General features: G+C 64.0%; 18 protein-coding genes and 1 tRNA gene. 6 read left to right on the forward strand and 13 right to left on the reverse strand.

Features of this window, described 5'->3' with window-relative positions; all coding sequences use genetic code 11:
* Positions 1–11: 11 nt before the first annotated feature.
* Positions 12–1,607, reverse strand: coding sequence for an APC family permease (locus tag BTH42_RS21395; RefSeq protein WP_075303152.1), 1,596 nt, complete (start codon positions 1,605–1,607; stop codon positions 12–14).
* 442 nt (positions 1,608–2,049) lie between these two features.
* Between BTH42_RS21395 and BTH42_RS21400 the strand changes: the two genes are divergently transcribed.
* A complete protein-coding gene (locus BTH42_RS21400) occupies positions 2,050–2,253 on the forward strand; it encodes a cold-shock protein (RefSeq protein ID WP_013090665.1) in 204 nt (67 codons plus the stop codon).
* A gap of 159 nt (positions 2,254–2,412) precedes the next feature.
* On the opposite strand, the gene BTH42_RS21405 is transcribed toward BTH42_RS21400, so the two are convergent.
* Positions 2,413–3,663 (reverse strand): Hsp70 family protein, encoded by a 1,251-nt coding sequence (locus BTH42_RS21405; protein WP_075303154.1) that lies wholly within the window; start codon positions 3,661–3,663, stop codon positions 2,413–2,415.
* A gap of 188 nt (positions 3,664–3,851) precedes the next feature.
* On the opposite strand from BTH42_RS21405, the gene BTH42_RS21410 reads away from it, so the two are divergent.
* A complete protein-coding gene (locus tag BTH42_RS21410; RefSeq protein WP_075303156.1) occupies positions 3,852–5,348 on the forward strand; it encodes an MFS transporter in 1,497 nt (498 codons plus the stop codon).
* Between the two features lie 108 nt (positions 5,349–5,456).
* Here BTH42_RS21410 and BTH42_RS21415 read toward each other — a convergent pair whose 3' ends face one another.
* Positions 5,457–6,050, reverse strand: coding sequence for a nitroreductase family protein (locus BTH42_RS21415; RefSeq protein WP_178392212.1), 594 nt, complete (start codon positions 6,048–6,050; stop codon positions 5,457–5,459).
* A gap of 209 nt (positions 6,051–6,259) precedes the next feature.
* Entirely contained in the window at positions 6,260–7,543 is a 1,284-nt protein-coding gene (locus tag BTH42_RS21420; RefSeq protein WP_075303278.1) for an MFS transporter, read from the reverse strand.
* A 160-nt stretch (positions 7,544–7,703) separates the two neighbouring features.
* Between BTH42_RS21420 and BTH42_RS21425 the strand changes: the two genes are divergently transcribed.
* Positions 7,704–8,348 (forward strand): TetR/AcrR family transcriptional regulator, encoded by a 645-nt coding sequence (locus tag BTH42_RS21425; protein ID WP_075303161.1) that lies wholly within the window; start codon positions 7,704–7,706, stop codon positions 8,346–8,348.
* A 59-nt stretch (positions 8,349–8,407) separates the two neighbouring features.
* Positions 8,408–8,968, forward strand: coding sequence for a DUF1415 domain-containing protein (locus BTH42_RS21430; protein ID WP_075303164.1), 561 nt, complete (start codon positions 8,408–8,410; stop codon positions 8,966–8,968).
* 16 nt (positions 8,969–8,984) lie between these two features.
* Here BTH42_RS21430 and BTH42_RS21435 read toward each other — a convergent pair whose 3' ends face one another.
* Positions 8,985–9,833, reverse strand: a complete 849-nt coding sequence (locus BTH42_RS21435) for an SAM-dependent methyltransferase (RefSeq protein WP_075303279.1) — start codon at positions 9,831–9,833, stop codon at positions 8,985–8,987.
* A gap of 389 nt (positions 9,834–10,222) precedes the next feature.
* Here BTH42_RS21435 and BTH42_RS21440 point away from each other — a divergent pair, with 389 nt between their 5' ends.
* A complete protein-coding gene (locus tag BTH42_RS21440) occupies positions 10,223–10,543 on the forward strand; it encodes a DNA-binding protein (protein ID WP_075303167.1) in 321 nt (106 codons plus the stop codon).
* Between the two features lie 219 nt (positions 10,544–10,762).
* Here BTH42_RS21440 and BTH42_RS21445 read toward each other — a convergent pair whose 3' ends face one another.
* The gene (locus BTH42_RS21445; protein WP_075303170.1) at positions 10,763–10,972 is read right to left on the reverse strand and encodes a DUF1059 domain-containing protein; all 210 of its coding nucleotides are present in this window, start codon (positions 10,970–10,972) and stop codon (positions 10,763–10,765) included.
* Positions 10,973–11,410: 438 nt separating this feature from the next.
* On the opposite strand from BTH42_RS21445, the gene BTH42_RS21450 reads away from it, so the two are divergent.
* Positions 11,411–12,688 (forward strand): TIGR03862 family flavoprotein, encoded by a 1,278-nt coding sequence (locus tag BTH42_RS21450; protein ID WP_075303173.1) that lies wholly within the window; start codon positions 11,411–11,413, stop codon positions 12,686–12,688.
* Between the two features lie 69 nt (positions 12,689–12,757).
* Here BTH42_RS21450 and BTH42_RS21455 read toward each other — a convergent pair whose 3' ends face one another.
* The 7 genes from BTH42_RS21455 to petA all read right to left on the reverse strand — a co-directional run bounded on the left by BTH42_RS21455 (position 12,758) and on the right by petA (position 18,639).
* Complete coding sequence (locus BTH42_RS21455) at positions 12,758–13,882, reverse strand: class I SAM-dependent methyltransferase (protein WP_075303176.1); 1,125 nt, start codon at positions 13,880–13,882, stop codon at positions 12,758–12,760.
* 616 nt (positions 13,883–14,498) lie between these two features.
* Positions 14,499–14,574: transfer RNA gene (locus BTH42_RS21460), tRNA-Thr, on the reverse strand.
* 19 nt (positions 14,575–14,593) lie between these two features.
* A complete protein-coding gene (locus BTH42_RS21465) occupies positions 14,594–15,088 on the reverse strand; it encodes a ClpXP protease specificity-enhancing factor (RefSeq protein ID WP_075303179.1) in 495 nt (164 codons plus the stop codon).
* Between the two features lie 65 nt (positions 15,089–15,153).
* Positions 15,154–15,765 carry a glutathione S-transferase N-terminal domain-containing protein gene (locus BTH42_RS21470; protein ID WP_006052302.1) on the reverse strand — a complete coding sequence of 204 codons (612 nt, stop codon included), beginning with the start codon at positions 15,763–15,765 and terminating at the stop codon, positions 15,154–15,156.
* A gap of 95 nt (positions 15,766–15,860) precedes the next feature.
* Positions 15,861–16,616 (reverse strand): cytochrome c1, encoded by a 756-nt coding sequence (locus BTH42_RS21475; protein WP_075303182.1) that lies wholly within the window; start codon positions 16,614–16,616, stop codon positions 15,861–15,863.
* A gap of 23 nt (positions 16,617–16,639) precedes the next feature.
* The gene (locus BTH42_RS21480) at positions 16,640–18,019 is read right to left on the reverse strand and encodes a cytochrome bc complex cytochrome b subunit (RefSeq protein WP_075303185.1); all 1,380 of its coding nucleotides are present in this window, start codon (positions 18,017–18,019) and stop codon (positions 16,640–16,642) included.
* A complete protein-coding gene (gene petA, locus BTH42_RS21485; protein WP_075303187.1) occupies positions 18,019–18,639 on the reverse strand; it encodes a ubiquinol-cytochrome c reductase iron-sulfur subunit in 621 nt (206 codons plus the stop codon). The genes BTH42_RS21480 and petA overlap by 1 nt, the downstream gene beginning before the upstream one ends.
* Positions 18,640–18,728 lie beyond the last annotated feature (89 nt).

Here is an 18,728-nt window from a genome sequence, read left to right on the forward strand (position 1 = left end):
CGACACGACGCTCAATGCGCGCCGATGCCTTCGAGCACTTCGTCGTGCTCCAGACGTTCGTCGAGGTACTCCGAGCGATAGCCGCTGTTCACGCCCCAGTAATAGAACACCAGCGAGAACGCGATCACGACCAGCATGTCCCAGCCGTACGGCAGGATGCCGTAGCCGCCGAACTCCTTGCTGCCGATCAGCGACAGCACGGCCATGATCGGCAGATACGCGACCAGCCACCACGCGGCCTTCAGATCGCGGCCCCAGCCTTCGAAGCCCGCCTTCGCCTGGAAGTAGAAGTACACCGGCAGTGCGACGACCATCAGCAGAATGATTTCGCCGGTCAGCGGCCACTTCGCCCAGTACAGGATCAGCGACGCGCAGACGAACGCGAACGGCGCGATCACCTTCATGCCGACGATGTGCAGCGGCCGCTCGATATCGGTCGCCGCGCGGCGCAGCGCCATCAGGCTGATCGGGCCGGTCAGGTACGAGATCACGGTCGCGACCGAGATCACCGCCGCCAGCGAGCTCCAGCCGCGGAAGAAGAACAGGAAGATGAACGACACGATCAGGTTGAACCACATCGCCGGACGCGGCACGCCGTAGAACGGATGCACCTGGCCGAAGATCTTCGGCATCGTGTTGTTGCGCTCCATCGCGTAGATCATCCGCGTGGTGGTCGCCATATAGGTCGTACCGGTGCCGCTCGGGCTCACGAATGCATCGACGTACAGCAGGATCGCCAGCCAGTTCAGGTTCAGCGCGATCGCCAGTTCCGCGAACGGCGACGCGAAGTTGAAGTGGCCCCAGCCCTTCGCGACGTCGGCCGGGTTCACCGAGCCGATGTACGCGATCTGCAGCAGCACGTAGATCACCAGCGCCAGCAGGATCGAGCCGATCACCGCGAACGGCACGCTCTTGGCCGGATTGCGCGCTTCACCGGCGAGGTTGATCGGGCTCTGGAAACCGTTGAACGCGAACACGATGCCGCTCGTCGCGACCGCGGTCAGCACCGCCGACCAGCCGTACGGCGCGAACGTGGTGGTCTCGCCGAAGTTCTCGGTGTGCACGCCGGTTGCCATCAGACCGATGATCGTCGCTCCCGGGATCAGGAACTTGAAGATCGTGATCGCCGTGTTGGCGCGCGCGAACAGCTTCACGCCCCAATAGTTCAGCAGGAAGTAGATAACCACCAGCACGGCCGACAGCAATAGCCCGTTGGTCGTTAATGACCCATCGACGAACAGCGCATGCGCCCAGTCGTACGGCCAGGTACTCATATATTGAATGGATGCTTCGGCCTCGATCGGGATCACCGATACGATCGCAATCCAGTTGGCCCACGCGCTGATGAAACCGACCAGCGCGCCGTGCGAGTAGCGCGCATAGCGCACCATCCCGCCCGACTCCGGAAACATCGCACCGAGTTCCGCGTAGGTCAGCGCAATCGCCAGAATCACGACCGCGCCGATGATCCACGCGCAAATGGCGGCAGGACCGGCAATCTTGGCGGCCTTCCACGCGCCGAACAGCCAGCCCGATCCAATGATCGAGCCCAGACCGGTCAGCATCAGCGCGAACGGCCCGATGTTCCGTTGAATAGAACTTTTCACGTCTTCTCCTAAATCAAAACCCATGTCGGCACCGCGTGACATCGCTTGTGGCGGTGGGAGACGGGTGACGCGCATGAAAGCGCGTCGAAGATGCAAATTAGGTGCAACCCACGCGCGGCGCGTAGTTTAACGGTTGCACCGAGTTACTGCAGTGAATCCGTCGGTCAACTAAGGGTTCTCCCTAGCAAAAAGTTGGCCGGGAGCGCAAGCTTTGTAAGAAAACTTCGGCTTTGTCTGACAAAGTTTTGTCAACAATCGCGCAAACTATTGACGTTCGTCCGATTTCGCCGTATAACGTTCGGGCAGGATTTCAAGCGGCGAGTGAAGTGGTTCTTTCGTAGGTCGCCCATCAACGGTACTCCGGTTGGTCCCATTACCCCTTCCTTGATTTTCATGCACCCCCGGGCTTCGGCCTTATTCACCATTTTTAGGAAAAAGTAATATGGAAACCGGTACCGTCAAGTGGTTCAATGACGCAAAGGGCTTTGGCTTCATCACTCCGGACGGCGGCGGCGAAGACCTGTTCGCGCATTTCTCGGAAATTCGCGTTGACGGCTTCAAGACGCTGCAAGAAAACCAGAAGGTCACGTTTGAAGTGAAGACGGGCCCGAAGGGCAAGCAAGCGGCTAACATCAAGCCGGTGTAAGCCCCCAGCCTCCTTCGGGAAGCTAGAAAAAACCCCGCCTCGGCGGGGTTTTTTTATTATTGGCGTTAATTGCGTGATTTACCGTGCAATTCGCCGCGGCGTGTCGATTAACTTCAAACGACTTCGCGATTCGCGGCGCCTATTTGCCGATAATCCCGATTATCCGAACAGGCGCCGGGCATGAATACCGAGACCGGTCGCCACGCTCGCCAGCCGGTCGCCGAATACCGCCTTTGCATCCGGGAACGCCGCGGCCAGCGCGCCCGAGAGAAACGCCAGCCCGGTCGAGCCGCCGGTGAAATAGATCGCGTCGACATCACGCGGCGCAATGCCCGCCGCCTGCACCGTGTCGCGCGCGGCCTGCACGATGCGGCGGGTTTCGTCTTCGCCGGCGCTGATCAGTTGCGCTTCGTCGAATGCAAGCCGCAAATCCTCTTCGACTTCGTCCAGATCGATCACGGTCTCGCCGCCCGCCGCGACGCCGATCTTCGCCTCTTCCGCATGCGCGGCCAGCGCATGGCCGAAACGCTGCTCGACCACCCGCATCAGCCGGTCGTGATGGCGGGTCTCGGTGAAAAGGTGCCGCATCAGCGCGAGTTCGCTGACGCGCTTCGGCGTGTAGACAGTATTAATCAGGTGCCAGGTCGCCAGATCGAAGTAGATCCGGTTCGGAATCTCGCGCCCTTGCGGGTCGAGCGACTGGTAGCCGAGTTCGCGCAGGATCGTCACGAGTTCGACGCGGCGGTCGAAATCGGTGCCAGCGACGTGCACGCCGTGGTGCGCCAGCACGTCGTCCTTGCGCTCGACGCGCTGCATCCGTTGCGGTCCTACCCGCACCAGCGAAAAGTCCGAGGTACCGCCGCCGATGTCGGCGACCAGCACCAGCCCTTCCTGGGTCAGATGCGATTCGTAGTCGAACGCGGCGGCGATCGGTTCATACTGAAAATGAATCTCGCGCAGACCGACCGTGCGCGCGGCGGCTTCGAGCTGCTGCTGCGCCATCTGATCGGCGCGCGGATCGTCGTCGACGAAAAATACCGGGCGACCCAGCACCGCGCGATCGATCGCGCCGCCGGCGGTCGCTTCGGCCGAACGTTTCAGATGGGTGAGGAAGGTCGCGATCACGTCGGTGTAGCGGATCGCGCTGCCGTCGCCGAGGTCGGTCGTGTTCTCGGCGAGCGGCGAGCCGAGGATGCTCTTCATCGAGCGCATCAGCCGGCCGTCGAAGCCGTCGATGTAGGCCGCGAGCGCCGCACGGCCGAATTCGGTAGTGTTTTCGTCGGTATTGAAGAAGACCGCGGTCGGCAGCGTCGTGTACGCGCGCTCGACCGGCGCCAGCTTCAATTGGGCGCCGTCCGGCACCGAAACGGCCGAATTGGAAGTACCGAAGTCAATCGCGCAATAGTTCATGGCAGGAATCGCCGCTCACGGCTGGCGCGGACAGAAAGGGGAGCGGCTTTGTAACACGAAAACTCCGGCAGCATCAACCGGCAATACCGGGGCGCGATCGTCGCCGTTCGAATCGCGGCTGCGGAACGCGTCTTGCTCCCTCCGATGAATTCGCCGCCAGCTTCCGTCAACCAAGGAGTCCTAGCGCAATGAGCGTGCCGCCGACCGCCGCCGTGAACGAGCGCAACCAGCGTCAGCACGCCGCGCCGATCGAAACCGATCTGCCGTCGCGGCTCGACCGCCTGCCGTGGGGCCGCTTCCATACGCTGATCGTCGTCGCGCTCGGCGTGACCTGGCTGCTCGACGGACTCGAGGTGACGCTGGCCGGCGCGGTCGCGAGCGCGCTGAAAACCAGCCCGGCGCTGCGCTTCACGAATGCCGACGTCGGCCTCGCCGGCAGCGCGTACATCGCCGGCGCGGTGCTCGGCGCGCTCGGCTTCGGCTGGCTGACCGACCGGCTCGGCCGCCGCAAGCTGTTTTTCATCACGCTGGCGCTGTATCTGGCCGCCACCGCGGCCACCGCGCTGTCGTGGAATCTGGCCAGCTTCATGCTGTTCCGCTTTCTGACCGGCGCGGGCATCGGCGGCGAATACACGGCGATCAATTCGACGATTCAGGAATTCACCCCGGCGCGGGTGCGCGGCTGGACCGATCTCGGCATCAACGGCACCTTCTGGGTCGGCGCGGGGCTCGGCGCGGCCGGCTCGCTGGTGCTGCTCGATCCGCAGTTGCTGCCGGCCGACTGGGGCTGGCGCGCGTGCTTCTTCATCGGCGCGGTGCTCGCGCTGGCGATCCTGCCGATGCGCATCTGGATCCCCGAAAGCCCGCGCTGGCTGCTCACGCACGGCGACGAACGCGACGCGCGCACGATCGTCGAGGGAATCGAGGCGCGTTTTCGCGCCGACGGCCACACGCTCGCCGACGACGGCCTCACCCGGCTGCGGCTGCGCGCGCGCGATCACACGCCGCTGCGCGAGGTATTCCATACGCTATTTAACGTGCACCGGCGCCGCGCGCTGGTCGGCCTCACGTTGATGACCGCGCAGGCGTTCTTCTACAACGCGATCTTCTTCACCTACGCGCTGGTGCTGACCGATTTCTATCAGGTGCCGGGCGGCGAGATCGGCTGGTATCTGCTGCCGTTCGCGCTCGGCAATTTCCTCGGCCCGCTGGTGCTCGGCCGGCTGTTCGATGTGATCGGCCGGCGCAAGATGATCGCCGCGACCTACGGGATGTCGGCGCTGCTGCTGACGGTGTCCGGCTATCTGTTCGAGCAACAGTTGCTGAGCGTGGTCACGCAGACGATCGCGTGGATGGTGATTTTCTTTTTTGCGTCGGCGGCCGCGAGCTCCGCGTATCTGACGGTGAGCGAATCGTTTCCGCTCGAAATCCGCGCGCTCGCGATCGCCGTGTTTTATGCGTTCGGCACCGCGCTCGGCGGCATCATCGGGCCGGCGTTTTTCGGCCGGCTGATCGATACGCATCAGCGCAGCGAGGTGTTTTCCGGTTATCTGGTCGGCTCCGCGCTGATGCTCGGGGCCGCGGTTGTCGCGGCGATCTGGGGTGTCGATGCGGAGCGCAAGTCGCTCGAACACGTGGCGGCGCCGCTGTCGAGCGTGACCGATAGCGAGGATGGCGCCCAATAAAAAACGCGCGGTCGATGCCGCGCGTTCATGCAGGCTGCCGGGCTTCCACACTTCACAGGGCGGTTCGCCGTTCGCGAAACCGCGCCGCCCGCACCGCCTGTCAGTCGCTCAAAACGCCTTTTTCCAGCCGCCGCCATACGCGATGTCCGCGAGCGGCTGACGCTGACGCGCGGCCTTTTCGCGCTCGCGCAGCACCGGGTCCAGCTTGTCGACGTCGCCATAGTGGCCGAGCGAAATCATCGCGATCGGTTCGACGTCTTTCGGCAGTTCGAAGCCGCTGCGGAACGCGTTCACGTCGAAACCGCTCATCTGATGCGCGGCCAGTCCGAGCGCGTGAGCCTGCAGCACCAGCGACATCGCCGCCGCGCCCGCATCGTATTGCGCGCAGCGATTGACGTCGCCCTTATTGGTCAGCGTGTGCGCGGTCACCGCGATCAGCACCGGCGCCGGCGCATTCCAGCCCTGGTTGAACGGCACCAGCGTCGCGAACGCCTTCTTGAACGCAACCTCATCGACACTGCGATCGAACACCATGAAACGCCACGGCTGCGCGTTATACGAAGACGGCGCCCAGCGCGCGGCTTCGAGCACGGCGCGCAGCTGGTCGCGGCTCACCGGCTCGCTCGAATACGCGCGCGGGCTCCAGCGGCCGGCGATCAGCTCGTGAATGGCAACTTCGGTTACGGCGGGTTTGTTGGTCATGCGCTTCTCTCGGTGGAAATTCATGATCGGCCGGGCGGCTGCCCGGGCCACATAGGATAGCGGGCTTCCGCGCGCGCTCCAACCTGCGCCACGCGCCGATGCACAGCCCGGCCGCGCCGGCTACGAAAAAACACGGCCCCGTGGCGGGGCCGTGCGTGCTTGCGTCGATTTCAATGTGGAGGCGGCGCCAGGGTGCGCCGCCCGCCCGTTCAGATCGCCTGCGGTTCCGGCACCTTGGCCGGACGATTGATCCGCAGCACGATCACCGCGGCGACGAGACACAGGCCGCCGGAAATCATCGATGCGACCGTGTAGGTGCCGAGGCTCGCGCGCAGCATCCCCGCGCCGAGCGCAGCGAACGCCGCGCCGAGCTGGTGACCGGCGACCACCCAGCCGAACACGATCGGCGCCGATTCCTTGCCGTAGACATCGGTGGCGAGCCGCACCGTAGGCGGCACGGTCGCGATCCAGTCGAGGCCGTAGAACACCGCGAACAGCGGCAGCCCGAAGAAGTCGATGCCGAACGCGTGCGGCAGATACATCAGCGACAGCCCGCGCAGCCCGTAGTACCAGAACAGCAAAACGCGGCTATTGAAGCGGTCCGACAGCCAGCCCGACAAGGTCGTGCCGAACAGATCGAACACGCCCATCGCGGCGAGCAGCGACGCGCCCTGCACTTCGGTCATCCCGTAATCGCCGCACATCGCGATCAGGTGGGTGCCGACATAGCCGTTGGTGCTCGCGCCGCAGATGAAGAAGCTGAAGAACAGCAGCCAGAAGTCGCGCGTCTTGCTCGCCATCGCGAGCGTGCCGAACGCAATGGCCAGCGGGTTCTGCTTCGTCACGGTCGCGGCGACCGGTGCGTCGTGCGGTTCGCCGTATGGGCGCAGCTTCATGTCGGCCGGATGCTCGGGCAGCAGGAACGCGACCAGCGGAATCACCACCGCGGCCGCCAGCGCGACCACCCACACGACCTGGCGCCAGCCGTAGTGCTCGGCGATCGCCGCGAGCATCGGCAGGAACACCAGTTGGCCGGTCGCCGAACTGGCGGTCAGAATCCCCATCACCAGACCGCGGCGAGTGGTGAACCAGCGAGTCACCACGGTCGCGGACAGCGACAGCGCCGCCACCCCGGTCGAGCCGCCCACCATCACGCCCCAGATCAGCACCATCTGCCACGGGTGGCTCATCAGCGACGACAGCGCGACGCCCGCGGCCATCGTGCCGAGCGCGGCGAGCAGCGTGGGCCGCACGCCGAAGCGCTGCATCGCGGCCGCCGCGAACGGGCCCATCAGCCCGTACAGCGCGATGTTCACCGAGATCGCCAGCGAAATCGTCGCGCGGCTCCAGCCGAATTGATGTTCGAGCGGCACCATCATCACGCTCGGCGTCGCGCGCGTGCCGGCCGCCGCGAGCAACACCAGAAACACCACGGCGACGGTCAACCAGCCATAGTGGAAGCGCCCGCCTATCAGTTTCGCAGCCCAGTTCATCGGATCTCCAATCGACGCGCTGCCTTTCGGTTGCGGCGGCGTCGTTCGCATTATTACGGCTTAGGTAAGAGAGTTGTGACAGATCGGTCACAATGGTGTTGCGATCTTAGTTACCGCTCGGTAACATGTCAAGGCGTCAATTTCATCCGGGTGACTTTCCATGTCCGACAACGAAGCTCCCAATCCCAAGACCGTCCGGCGTCCGCGCGGCGCGCAGACGGCCGGCCCGCAGGCGCAGCAGCACCTGCTGCGCGCGGCCAGCGAACTGTTCTACCGCGACGGCGTGCGTACCGTCGGCGTCGATGCGGTGGTCGAGCGCGCGGGCGTGAACAAGATGAGTCTGTACCGGCAGTTTTCGTCGAAGGACGAGCTGGTGATGGCGTATCTCGAGCAGAAGGACGAGCAGTTCTTCGGCTACGTCGAGAAGAGCTTCGCGAAGCATCCGGGCGAGCCGGCGAAACAGCTGCAGCAGTATTTCGACGACCTCGCAAGGCGCGCGTCGATCGACGATTACCGCGGTTGCCCGTTCGTGAACGTGTCGGTGGAGTTTCCGGATCCCCAGCACCCGGCGCGGCAGTTCGTGTTCCGCAACAAGCAGCGGCTGATGGCGCGGCTGCTGGAGCTGTCGGTTGCGGCCGGCGCCGCCGATCCGGAGGCGCTCGCCAATGCGCTCGGTTTGCTGATCGAGGGGGTGTATGCGGCGAGTCAGACTTATGGGCCCGGCCGCGGGCCGATCGTCGTCGCGCCGAAGGTGGCCGCGCAGTTGATCGCGGCGGCTTGCGGCAGCGCGCCGCCGGCGCGCTGAACGGGCTCGAATCGAATCACGCTTAGAATCACGGCTTTCCCCTGCCGCGTCCGCCCGCCATGCCGTTGCCCGCCGAATCCCACCAGAGCGTTATCGCCGCGACCCGCCACTGGCTGAGCGAAGCCGTGATCGGGCTGAACCTGTGCCCGTTCGCGAAGGCGGTGTACGTGAAGGGGCAGATCCGCTACGCGGTCAGCGACGCTCAGGACCTCGAAGGCGTGCTGACCGATCTGGAAGCCGAGCTGCAAACGCTCACCGCCGCCGACCCGGCCGCCGTCGACACGACGCTGCTGATCCTGCCGCGCGCGCTCGGCGAATTTCTCGACTTCAACGATTGCCTGTATTTCGCCGACCGGCTGCTCCAGCAGCTCCGGCTCGAAGGGATCATCCAGATCGCGAGCTTTCATCCGCGCTACCAGTTCGAAGGCAGCGAGCCGGACGACATCGAGAACTACACGAACCGCGCGCCCTATCCGATCCTGCATCTGCTGCGCGAGGACAGTATCGAGCGCGCGGTGCAGGCTTTTCCCGACGCGGAAGACATCTACGAGCGCAATCAGGAAACGCTGCGGCGCATCGGTCTCGCGGGCTGGGATGCGCTGATGAAGCGGGAGAAGTAATCGCCGGCGTTGGGCCTCAGGCCTCGGCCGGCACGAAGAAGCGCTCTTTCAGCGCGTCGAGCCCGAGCGTGTCCAGCACCTCGGTCAGCCGCTCGGCCGGCCGGCGCCGCGGCAGATCCTTGTACTGCGCGATGATCAGCTCGTTTTTCATCGAATGTTCCCAGCCGACCAGCTCGGTCACGTTGACCTGATAGCCGTGCGCCTCCAGTTGCAGGCAGCGCAGCACGTTGGTGATCTGGCTGCCGAACTCGCGCGTATGCAGCGGATGGCGCCAGATTTCCGTCAGCGCGTTCTTGAGCGCCTTGCCCTTGTTCTGCCGCAACACCCCCGCCACTTCGGCCTGACAGCACGGCACCACGACGATGTACTTCGCGTGCTTTTCGAGCGCGAAGTGGATCGCGTCGTCGGTTGCGGTGTTGCACGCGTGCAGCGCGGTCACGATGTCGATCTGCGCGGGCAGACGCGTCGACGTGATCGACTCCGCGACCGACAGATTCAGAAACGACATCCCCTTGAAGCCGAGCCGCGCGGCCAGCTCTTCGGAGCGCGTGACCAGCTCTTCGCGCGTTTCAATGCCGTAAATGTGCGACGCCCCACCAGCGGCGTCCTGAAACTCCTTGAAAAACAAGTCATAAAGAATAAAACCGAGGTATGACTTGCCGGCGCCGTGATCGACGAGCGTCAGCGCGCCCTGACTGTCCTTCAGGTCCTTGAGCAGCGGCTCGATGAACTGGAACAGATGGTAGACCTGCTTCAGCTTGCGACGGCTGTCCTGATTCATCTTGCCGTCGCGCGTGAGGATATGGAGTTCCTTCAGCAGTTCGACGGACTGGTTGGGGCGGATTTCGTGAGTTTTACCGGACATCGTGGGAATCGGCATCTATTGCGGCTCGAACGTGCGACAGATGACGGAAAAAGAGAAAAGTTACTGCCAGTTTACCCAAAGTGCGGCACTTCCACCGAGCGGGCCGTGCGAATCATGCGAGACATGCATTCAACCTGGAACACTTCGTGCTCGAACAGCGGCGCGCAAGGACGTTTCGGGCTTGACTGAAACCACCTCGCGCACGGGCCCAGTCAGAAGCGCGGGCCGTGTCGCCTGAAAAAAGGAGGCTGTCCGGCCGCGGCGCCGGGCCAGCGAACCGGATGCATGTGGGGAGGGCGGTCCCGGAACACGGACCGAACGTTACGTAACCAGCAGTGCGCCGGCCTCGCAACCGGACGCGCGCTGGGTTGATGAAAGAAGGGGCGGCAATGGATACGGTACCCAACGGAAACGTCGAACAGAAATTTCAGGAAATGCTGGCGAAGCTCACCGCGACGCCGGCCTGGTCCGAGAAGCAGCAACTCGAACTGGAGATGGCGCGCGATATCTCGACCGAAATGCTGCGGCTCGCCGAGGTGATGCGCGACGGCAACGTCGACCTCGAAACCTGCCTGACGATGCTCAAGTACGCGAAAGTGCTCGACTTCGTGATGACCACGCTCGCGTCGCGGCGCGATATCAAACCGCAAACGCTGCGGGTGATCTTCAAGCTCGCCGGGCTGAAGGTCGACGAAGCGTATCCGGGTTAGTGGACATTGCCGACGTGGCGGACCGGAATCCGGCGCACCGTGTCGCCGTATCGCGTGCGGCGCTCGGCGTGACCGCCTCACTCACTCGCCCAGGCGCTGCCCGTCATTACTACGCTCATTGCGCCTGTTTCGACTCGCGGCCGGCGCAAACGAACTAGCGAGCGGGCGGCCTCGCGCCGCTCGCCACGCACTCCTGAATTTTCCCGTCGAACCACTCTCTCAAGCGCGCGGCGCCTCGAGCGGCGGTGTGCCTTCGTGGAACAGCGTCTTCAACTGCGCGCGCAGTTCGGGCGAGTCCTCATGCTTGTGGACGCTGACCGCGTGCTGAACCGCGGCTTCCAGCAGCTCGCTGTCGGTATCGGCCGATAGCGCGACGCTGCAGTTCGTTTCGCTCGGAAACTCGCGGCAATCGATGTATTTGCGGGTCATGGCAATCTCCTTGACTCAGACGATCGACCCTTCCACCGATTCAAATTCGCGCGGCACCCGGCTGGCTGCGAGCGAGCGCGATAGCACGCGCCGCTGCGGCTGCGTCGGGTGATTGAATGGCGGGATCTAACGCGGGAAGCGACGCGGACGGGCGTCCGATGGAGGGTATTCGAAAAGTATAGTTCGCGGGCGTGGCGAGCGAAGCGGCGCGCCGGCTACCCGGCGCCGCGGTGCGCGACGGAATCGAGTGTTTTCCGGCCGGGCGGCAGGCGGCAAACGCCGTGACGGACGGCCGGCATCGCTCTGGCAGGTCGCGGTCTGAAGCGCGTTTGCCCGGTGCCGCGCGCGGTGTGACAATAACGCCCTTCGCGCCGCCGGCCCGTCCGGCGGTTCAGCGGCGCCCTGTTTCTCCGTTCCTCCGCTTATCCGCCCAGCCCCATGCCCTCCTCGCTCGATTCCGCCCGCGTCGCCGTCATCGGCGGCGGCCCCGCCGGCTTGATGGCCGCCGAGACGCTCGCCCGACACGGCCTCCAGGTGCACGTGTACGACGCGATGCCGTCGGTCGGCCGCAAATTTCTGATGGCCGGCAAGGGCGGGATGAACATCACGCATTCGGAGCCGCTCGAGCCGTTTCTCGATCGCTACGGCGCGCGCCGCGAGCGGATCGCGCCGCTGCTCGACGTGTTCGGCCCCGACGCGCTGCGCGCGTGGCTCGGCGAACTCGGCGTCGAGACCTTCGTCGGCAGCTCGGGGCGGGTGTTTCCGTCCGACATGAAAGCCGCGCCGATGCTGCGCGCGTGGCTGCATCGGCTGCGCGAAGCGGGGGTGCAGTTCCATATGCGTCACAAGTGGACCGGCTGGGGGGCGGCTGCCGGCGACGCGGCCGCGGGACCGTTGTCGTTGTGCTTCGCAACGCCCGCCGGCGACGTGACCGTAGATTGCGACGCGGTCGTGTTCGCGCTCGGCGGCGCCAGCTGGCCGCGCCTCGGCTCCGACGCCGCATGGGTGCCGCTGATGGCCGCGCGCGACGTGTCCGTGGCGCCGCTGCGACCCGCCAACTGCGGCTTCGACGCGGACTGGAGTCCTTATCTGCGCGAGCGTTTCGCGGGCCAGCCGATCAAGCCGGTCGCGCTTTCGCTCACCGATGTAGACGAAAAAGTCCACAATCGACAAGGTGAAATACTTCTGACCGAAACCGGCCTCGAAGGAAGCCTGATGTACGCGTTATCGGCGCCGATCCGCGAGCGGATTCTGGCCGACGGCGCGGTCACGATCACGCTGGACCTCGCGCCGGGCTTGACGCTGGAGCGTGTCGTCGAGGAAGTGACGCGGCCGCGCGGGTCGCGTTCGATCGCGAGTCATCTGCATGGGCGGATCGGGATCGGTGGGGTCAAGCTGGCGTTGTTGCACGAGATTCTGCCGAAGGACGCGTTCGCGGACGCGAACCGCCTCGCGCACGCGATCAAGGCGCTGCCGGTGCGGCTGCTGCGCACCCGGCCGATCGACGAAGTGATCAGCACCGCCGGCGGCATTCCGTTCGAGGCGCTCGACGGCAGTCTGATGATCGAGCGGCTGCCCGGCGCGTTCTGCGCGGGCGAGATGCTCGATTGGGAAGCGCCGACCGGCGGTTATCTGCTGACCGCTTGTTTCGCCAGCGGGCTGGTCGCGGGGCGCGGGGTATGTGCGTATCTGGACACGCGGGCGGCTGGCGGCTGACACGTCGCCATCAGGGCCTGCCGAGGCGAAATCGTCACTTGGCCGCCACGGCCCGACTCATTTACCGGTTCAACGCGCCTTCAATCGCCACAACGACGTCACCTCCGCGGCGCGTGCCGTATGCAGCGGGTCGTTCTGATCGCTCGCCTTCGGATGACGCGGACGAATATCCTCACGCCCCGCGATGCTCAAGCCGGCGCTGTCGATCGCCGCGAGCAGCCACTCGCGGGTGCGCAGCCCCAGGTGCTCGGCGAAATCCGAAATGATCAGCCAACCTTCGCCGTCCGGCGTCAGGTGATCCGCGAGACCGTTCAGGAAACCCAGCAACATGCGGCTATCCGGGTCGTAGACCGCGTATTCGAGCGGCGACGCGGGCCGCGCCGGCACCCACGGCGGATTGCAGACGACGAGCGGCGCGCGTCCTTCCGGAAATAGATCCTGCTGCACGAGCTCGACCTGCCCGTCATAACCGAGCCGCGCGAGATTCTCGCGCGCGCATTCGAGCGCGCGCGGATCCTGATCGGTCGCGACGATCTTCTGCACGCCGCGTTTGGCCAGCAACGCGGCCAGCACACCGGTGCCGGTGCCGATATCGAATGCCAGTTCGAGCGACGGCAGCGGCGTGCGCGCCACCAGATCGACATACTCGCCGCGCACCGGCGAGAACACCCCGTAGTGCGGATGGATGCGCTCGCCGAGCGCGTCGATTTCGACACCCTTCTTGCGCCACTCGTGCGCGCCGATTAATCCGAGCAACTCGCGCAGCGACACCACCGACGCTTCGCCGGTCGCCGGCCCATACGCCTCGACGCAGGCTTGCCGCACATCGGGCGCACGACGCAGCGCAATGCCGTAATCGCCGTCGAGCGGAATCAGGATCATGCCGAGCGTGCGGGCACGCTGCGATTGCGCCTGGCGATGCAGGTTGAACGCATCGAGCGGCGTCGCGCCCGACTTGCGCGGTTTGCGTTCGAGCCGTCGCGCGACGGCCTGCAGCAATTGCCGCGCGTTCTGAAAGTCGCCGTGCCACAGCAGCGCGGTGCCTTCGCAGGCGAGACGGTAAGCCGAATCGGCGGTGGTGCGATCGTCGGCGACGACGACGCGCTTCGGCGGCGGCACCGCCGCTTCGGAGCGCCAGCGCGCGCTGCGCGGGCCGTCGGCTTCGGGCCAGGTGAGAGTTGCGGGGCTGGTCATGATGAGATCGGATCGAGGTTGCGTCGCCGGCGACGGGGCCGCGACAGCGGTGCGGAACGCCGGCCAGCAGGATGGCCGGCGCGGGCGACGCCCGAATGGTACCGCACCGGCGCCGCGGGGATTCATCGCGATACGCGTCACGGCGGGCACGCTATGGTGAGAGGTTTGCGCCTCGGATTGAGACTAAAATGTCTATAAAAGACAAGGTGAAAGAGATATCGTGATTTTTGGCCCTTTTCGCTACTCACCCAGGTTTACCGATGTACCTTCTTTCATGATGTTAAAAAGTGAGCTAACGCGGAAATAGACAAAAATATCCACAAAAGACAAGGTGAATTAGATAGCGTGATTTTTGCTCCATCATGACACTCACCTCGTCTGGGTGAGCCCGCCCAGCAAGGCTTTCGCACCGATCGCCGCTCTCGCGACCACTCGAAAACAAACAAAAAAGCGCCGTCGAATCCGACGGCGCCTGCGTTGCGCATTGCTACCCGAACCCCGGCGGCGAGCCGGGAATGGCAGAGCGGCGCGTGAGCCGCCGCCGGCCGCTAAAAACCGCGCCGGAAAGAAGAAAACCCCGCGAGACTTTCGTCTCGCGGGGTTTTCAGGGTGATGCTGGTGCCGGCTGCAGGACTCGAACCCGCCACCTCATGATTACAAGTCAAGCGCTCTACCTGATGAGCTAAGCCGGCATGAGGCCGTGATTCTACTTCATTTCACGATCTTAAGGCGAGCCCTGCCGCCGCCTTTCGAGCCGTCGTCGTCGGGCTGCGGCTTGTCCGCCGTTTCGCTGGTGGCCGGATCGGCCGGCACGCTCTCGAGCGCGCGCGGCGCCGCCGGCGTGTCGACTTCGTCGGTCGCGTCCGCGCCCGAATCGCGCGCCTCGCCGCCCGCCGATTCGACCGGGAACGCCATGCCCTGACCGTTTTCGCGCGCGTAGATCGCCAGAATGTTGGCGACCGGCACTTCGATCTTGTGCGACTTGCCCGAGAAACGCGCGTTGAACTCGATCCACTCGTTGCCCATCTGCAACTGGCTGGTCGCCTCGAAGCTGATGTTCAGCACGATCTCGTTGTCGCGCACGAACTGGCGCGGCACGCGCGTCTGATTGTCGACGCGAACCGCGATGTGCGGGGTGTAGCCGTTATCCGTGCACCACTCGTAGAGCGCGCGCAGCAGATAGGGCTTGGTGGAAATCTCTTGCATCAACAGTCCTCTCGCGGGCGCGGACGCGCATCACACCGATGCGGCGCCCGCGCGCCAAAGCCAAATCAACGACGCATCACCTTTTCCGACGGCGTCAGCGCTTCGATATAAGCCGGGCGGCTGAAGATACGCTCGGCGTACTTCATCAGCGGCGCCGCGTTCTTCGACAGTTCGATGCCGTAGTGATCCAGACGCCACAGCAGCGGCGCGATCGCGACGTCGAGCATCGAGAACTCTTCGCCGAGCATGTACTTGTTCTTCAGGAAGATCGGCGCGAGTTGCGTGAGGCGGTCGCGGATCGCGAGGCGAGCCTTCTCGTGATTCTTCTCGGCAGCCTTGCCCTTCTCGTTTTCGAGCGTGCCGACGTGCACGAACAGTTCTTTCTCGAAGTTCAGCAGGAACAGGCGGGCGCGCGCGCGCTGCACCGGGTCGGCCGGCATCAGTTGCGGGTGCGGGAAGCGTTCGTCGATGTACTCGTTGATGATGTTCGATTCGTACAGAATCAGGTCCCGTTCGACGAGGATCGGCACCTGACCATACGGATTCATCACGGCGATGTCTTCCGGCTTGTTGAACAGGTCGACGTCGCGGATCTCGAAGTCCATGCCCTTTTCGAACAACACCAGGCGGCAACGCTGGGAGAACGGGCAAGTAGTGCCGGAATACAGAACCATCATGTTTACATTTCCTCAAAAAGCTGAAGGGCCAGCGCGCGGAAAAACCGTTCAGCAGGTCTTTCCTGGCGCCGGCCCCACGCCGTGGTGCGGCGTGATTATTTGATATGTTTCCAGTACGCGGCGTTCAGTCGCCAGGCGAAAAAGCTCAGGATACCGAGGAACAGCAGCACCCACACGCCAAGTTGCTTGCGGGTCTGCTGCGTCGGCTCGGACATCCACGACAGGTACGACACGAGGTCGGCCACAGCAGAATCATAATCTACCGGCGACATCGTCCCCGGAGTCAGCTGCTGGAAACCGAGGAATTTGTGGACCTTTTCGCCGGTTTTTTCGTCGATTTCCTCACCGAACTTCGCGGTACGCTGCCCCTGAAGCTGCCACAGCACGTGGGGCATGCCCACGTTTTCGTACACCAGATTGTTCCAGCCGGTCGGCCGCGTATCGTCGCGATAGAAAGTGCGCAGATACGTGTACAGCCAGTCCGTGCCGCGTGCCCGCGCTTCCACCGACAGATCCGGCGGGGTCGCGCCGAACCACGTTTTCGCGTCGTCCGGGCGCATCGCGACGGTCATCGTGTTGCCGATCTTGTCGGTGGTGAACAGCAGATTCGACTGGATCGCGCCCGGCGTGATGCCGAGATCGGTCAGCCGGCTATAGCGCATCAGGTTCGCACTGTGGCAATTCAGGCAGTAGTTTACAAACAATTGCGCGCCATGCTGCAAAGAAGCGAAATTGTTGGTGGTGTCCGGCGCGCGGTCGAGCGGGAAACCCTCCTCCGCATGAACCGGCGCGGCCAGCAGTCCGAACACCGTCGCGCCGATCAGCGCGCACATCGAAAGCAGTTTTTTCATCTTCGTGTTCTCCTGGCTCGCGATTAGTGAGGCTTGAACCGCACCCGTTCCGGCGGCTGCTTGAACGTGCCAAGCCGCGTCCAGAAAGGCATGCCGAGGAAAAACGCGAAGTAGATCAGCGCGCAGATCTGCGCGATCAGCGTCGCCGACGGCGACGGTGGCCGCGTGCCGAGGAAGCCGAGCGTCAGGAACGCGAGCACGAAGATCCCGTAGAACACCTTGTGGAAGAACGGCCGGTAGCGGATCGACTTGACCGGCGAGCGGTCGAGCCACGGCAGGAAGAACAGCGAGATCACCGCGGTGCCCATCACCACCACGCCCCAGAACTTCGACTCGGTGAACGCCATCGCCAGAATCACCAGCACCGCGAGCACCGGCAGGCCGGCCTTCCACTTGCCGCGCGCGCGGACCAGCGCGAGCAGACCGAGCAGGCCGATCACGATCATCAGCACGATCTTGAACGGATCGGTGGTCGCGCGCAGCATCGCATAAAAGGCGGTGAAGTACCACACCGGCGCAATTTCCGGCGGCGTCTGCAGCGGATTAGCGGGCACGAAGTTGTTCGCTTCGAGGAAGTAGCCGCCCATTTCCGGTGCGAAGAAGATGATCGCCGCGAAGATCAGCAGGAACACCGTCACGCCCATGAAATCGTGCACCGAGTAGAACGGGTGGAACGGGATGCCGTCGAGCGGCTTGCCGTCCGGGCCCTTCTTCGCCTTGATCTCGATGCCGTCCGGATTGTTCGAACCGACTTCATGCAGCGCGACGAGGTGCGCGATCACGAGGCCGACCAGCACCAGCGGAATCGCGATCACGTGAAACGCGAAGAAGCGGTTCAGCGTGACGTCGGAGACCACATAGTCGCCGCGAATCCACAGCGACAGGTCCGGCCCGATGAACGGAATCGCCGAGAACAGGTTCACGATCACCTGCGCGCCCCAGAACGACATCTGCCCCCACGGCAGCAGGTAGCCGAAGAACGCCTCGGCCATCAGGCACAGGAAGATCAGGCAGCCGAAAATCCACACCAGCTCGCGCGGCTTGCGATACGAGCCGTACATCAGCCCGCGGAACATGTGCAGATACACGACGACGAAGAACATCGACGCGCCGGTCGAGTGCATGTAGCGGATCAGCCAGCCCCACGGCACCTCGCGCATGATGTACTCGACCGATGCGAACGCGAGCGTCGCATCGGGCTTGTAGTTCATCGTGAGAAAAATGCCGGTGACGATCTGGTTGACCAGCACCAGTAACGCAAGCGAACCGAAGAAGTACCAGAAGTTGAAGTTCTTCGGCGCGTAGTACTCGGACACGTGCTTCTTCCACGTGGCCGTCATCGGGAAGCGCTGATCGATCCAGCCCGCCAGCCCGGTCGTCTCTACTTCGTGTTCGCTCGCCATTACGCTTCTCCTTTCTCGTCTTTCCCGATCACGAGGGCCGTCGGCGACGTGAACATGAAGCGCGGAATATCGAGGTTTTGCGGGGCGGGTTTGTTCTTGAAGACGCGGCCGGCCATGTCGTAGGTCGAACCGTGGCACGGACACAGAAAGCCGCCGGGCCAGTTGTCCGGCAGATTGGGCTGCGGGCCTTCCTGGAAGCGCGGCGTCGGCGTGCAGCCGAGATGCGTGCAAACGGCGACCGCGACCAGCAGATGCTTGTTCTCGGCGCGGGAACGGAATTCGTTGTTGCAGTACTCCGGCAGCGGCATCGAGAAAGGATTCTTGCTGTGGGGATCCGCGAGCTCGTTGTCTGCCTTCTGGACATCGGCAAGCATTCTGTCGGTGCGGTTGATGATCCACACCGGCTTGCCGCGCCAGGCGACCGTCATCATGTCGCCGGGCTTAAGACTGCTGATATCGACTTCGACCGGGGCACCTGCTGCCTTGGCCTTTTCGGATGGTGCAAACGAACTAACAAAGGGTACGACAACGGCAACACCTCCTATGCCGCCTGCTACGGTCGTCGCTACCAGCCAGTTACGGCGGCTGCCATCGACGCGCTCCTCTTCTTTGTCTCGCATCACACGCCCCACTTCTGAGTTGGATTTTTCCTTCACGTCGCTTCTACCGCCGCTAGTTTGCTCGAATGGAGTCGCCATTTACAAGGGCC

It is taken from the genome of Burkholderia sp. SRS-W-2-2016 (assembly GCF_001931485.1).
GTDB lineage: Bacteria > Pseudomonadota > Gammaproteobacteria > Burkholderiales > Burkholderiaceae > Paraburkholderia.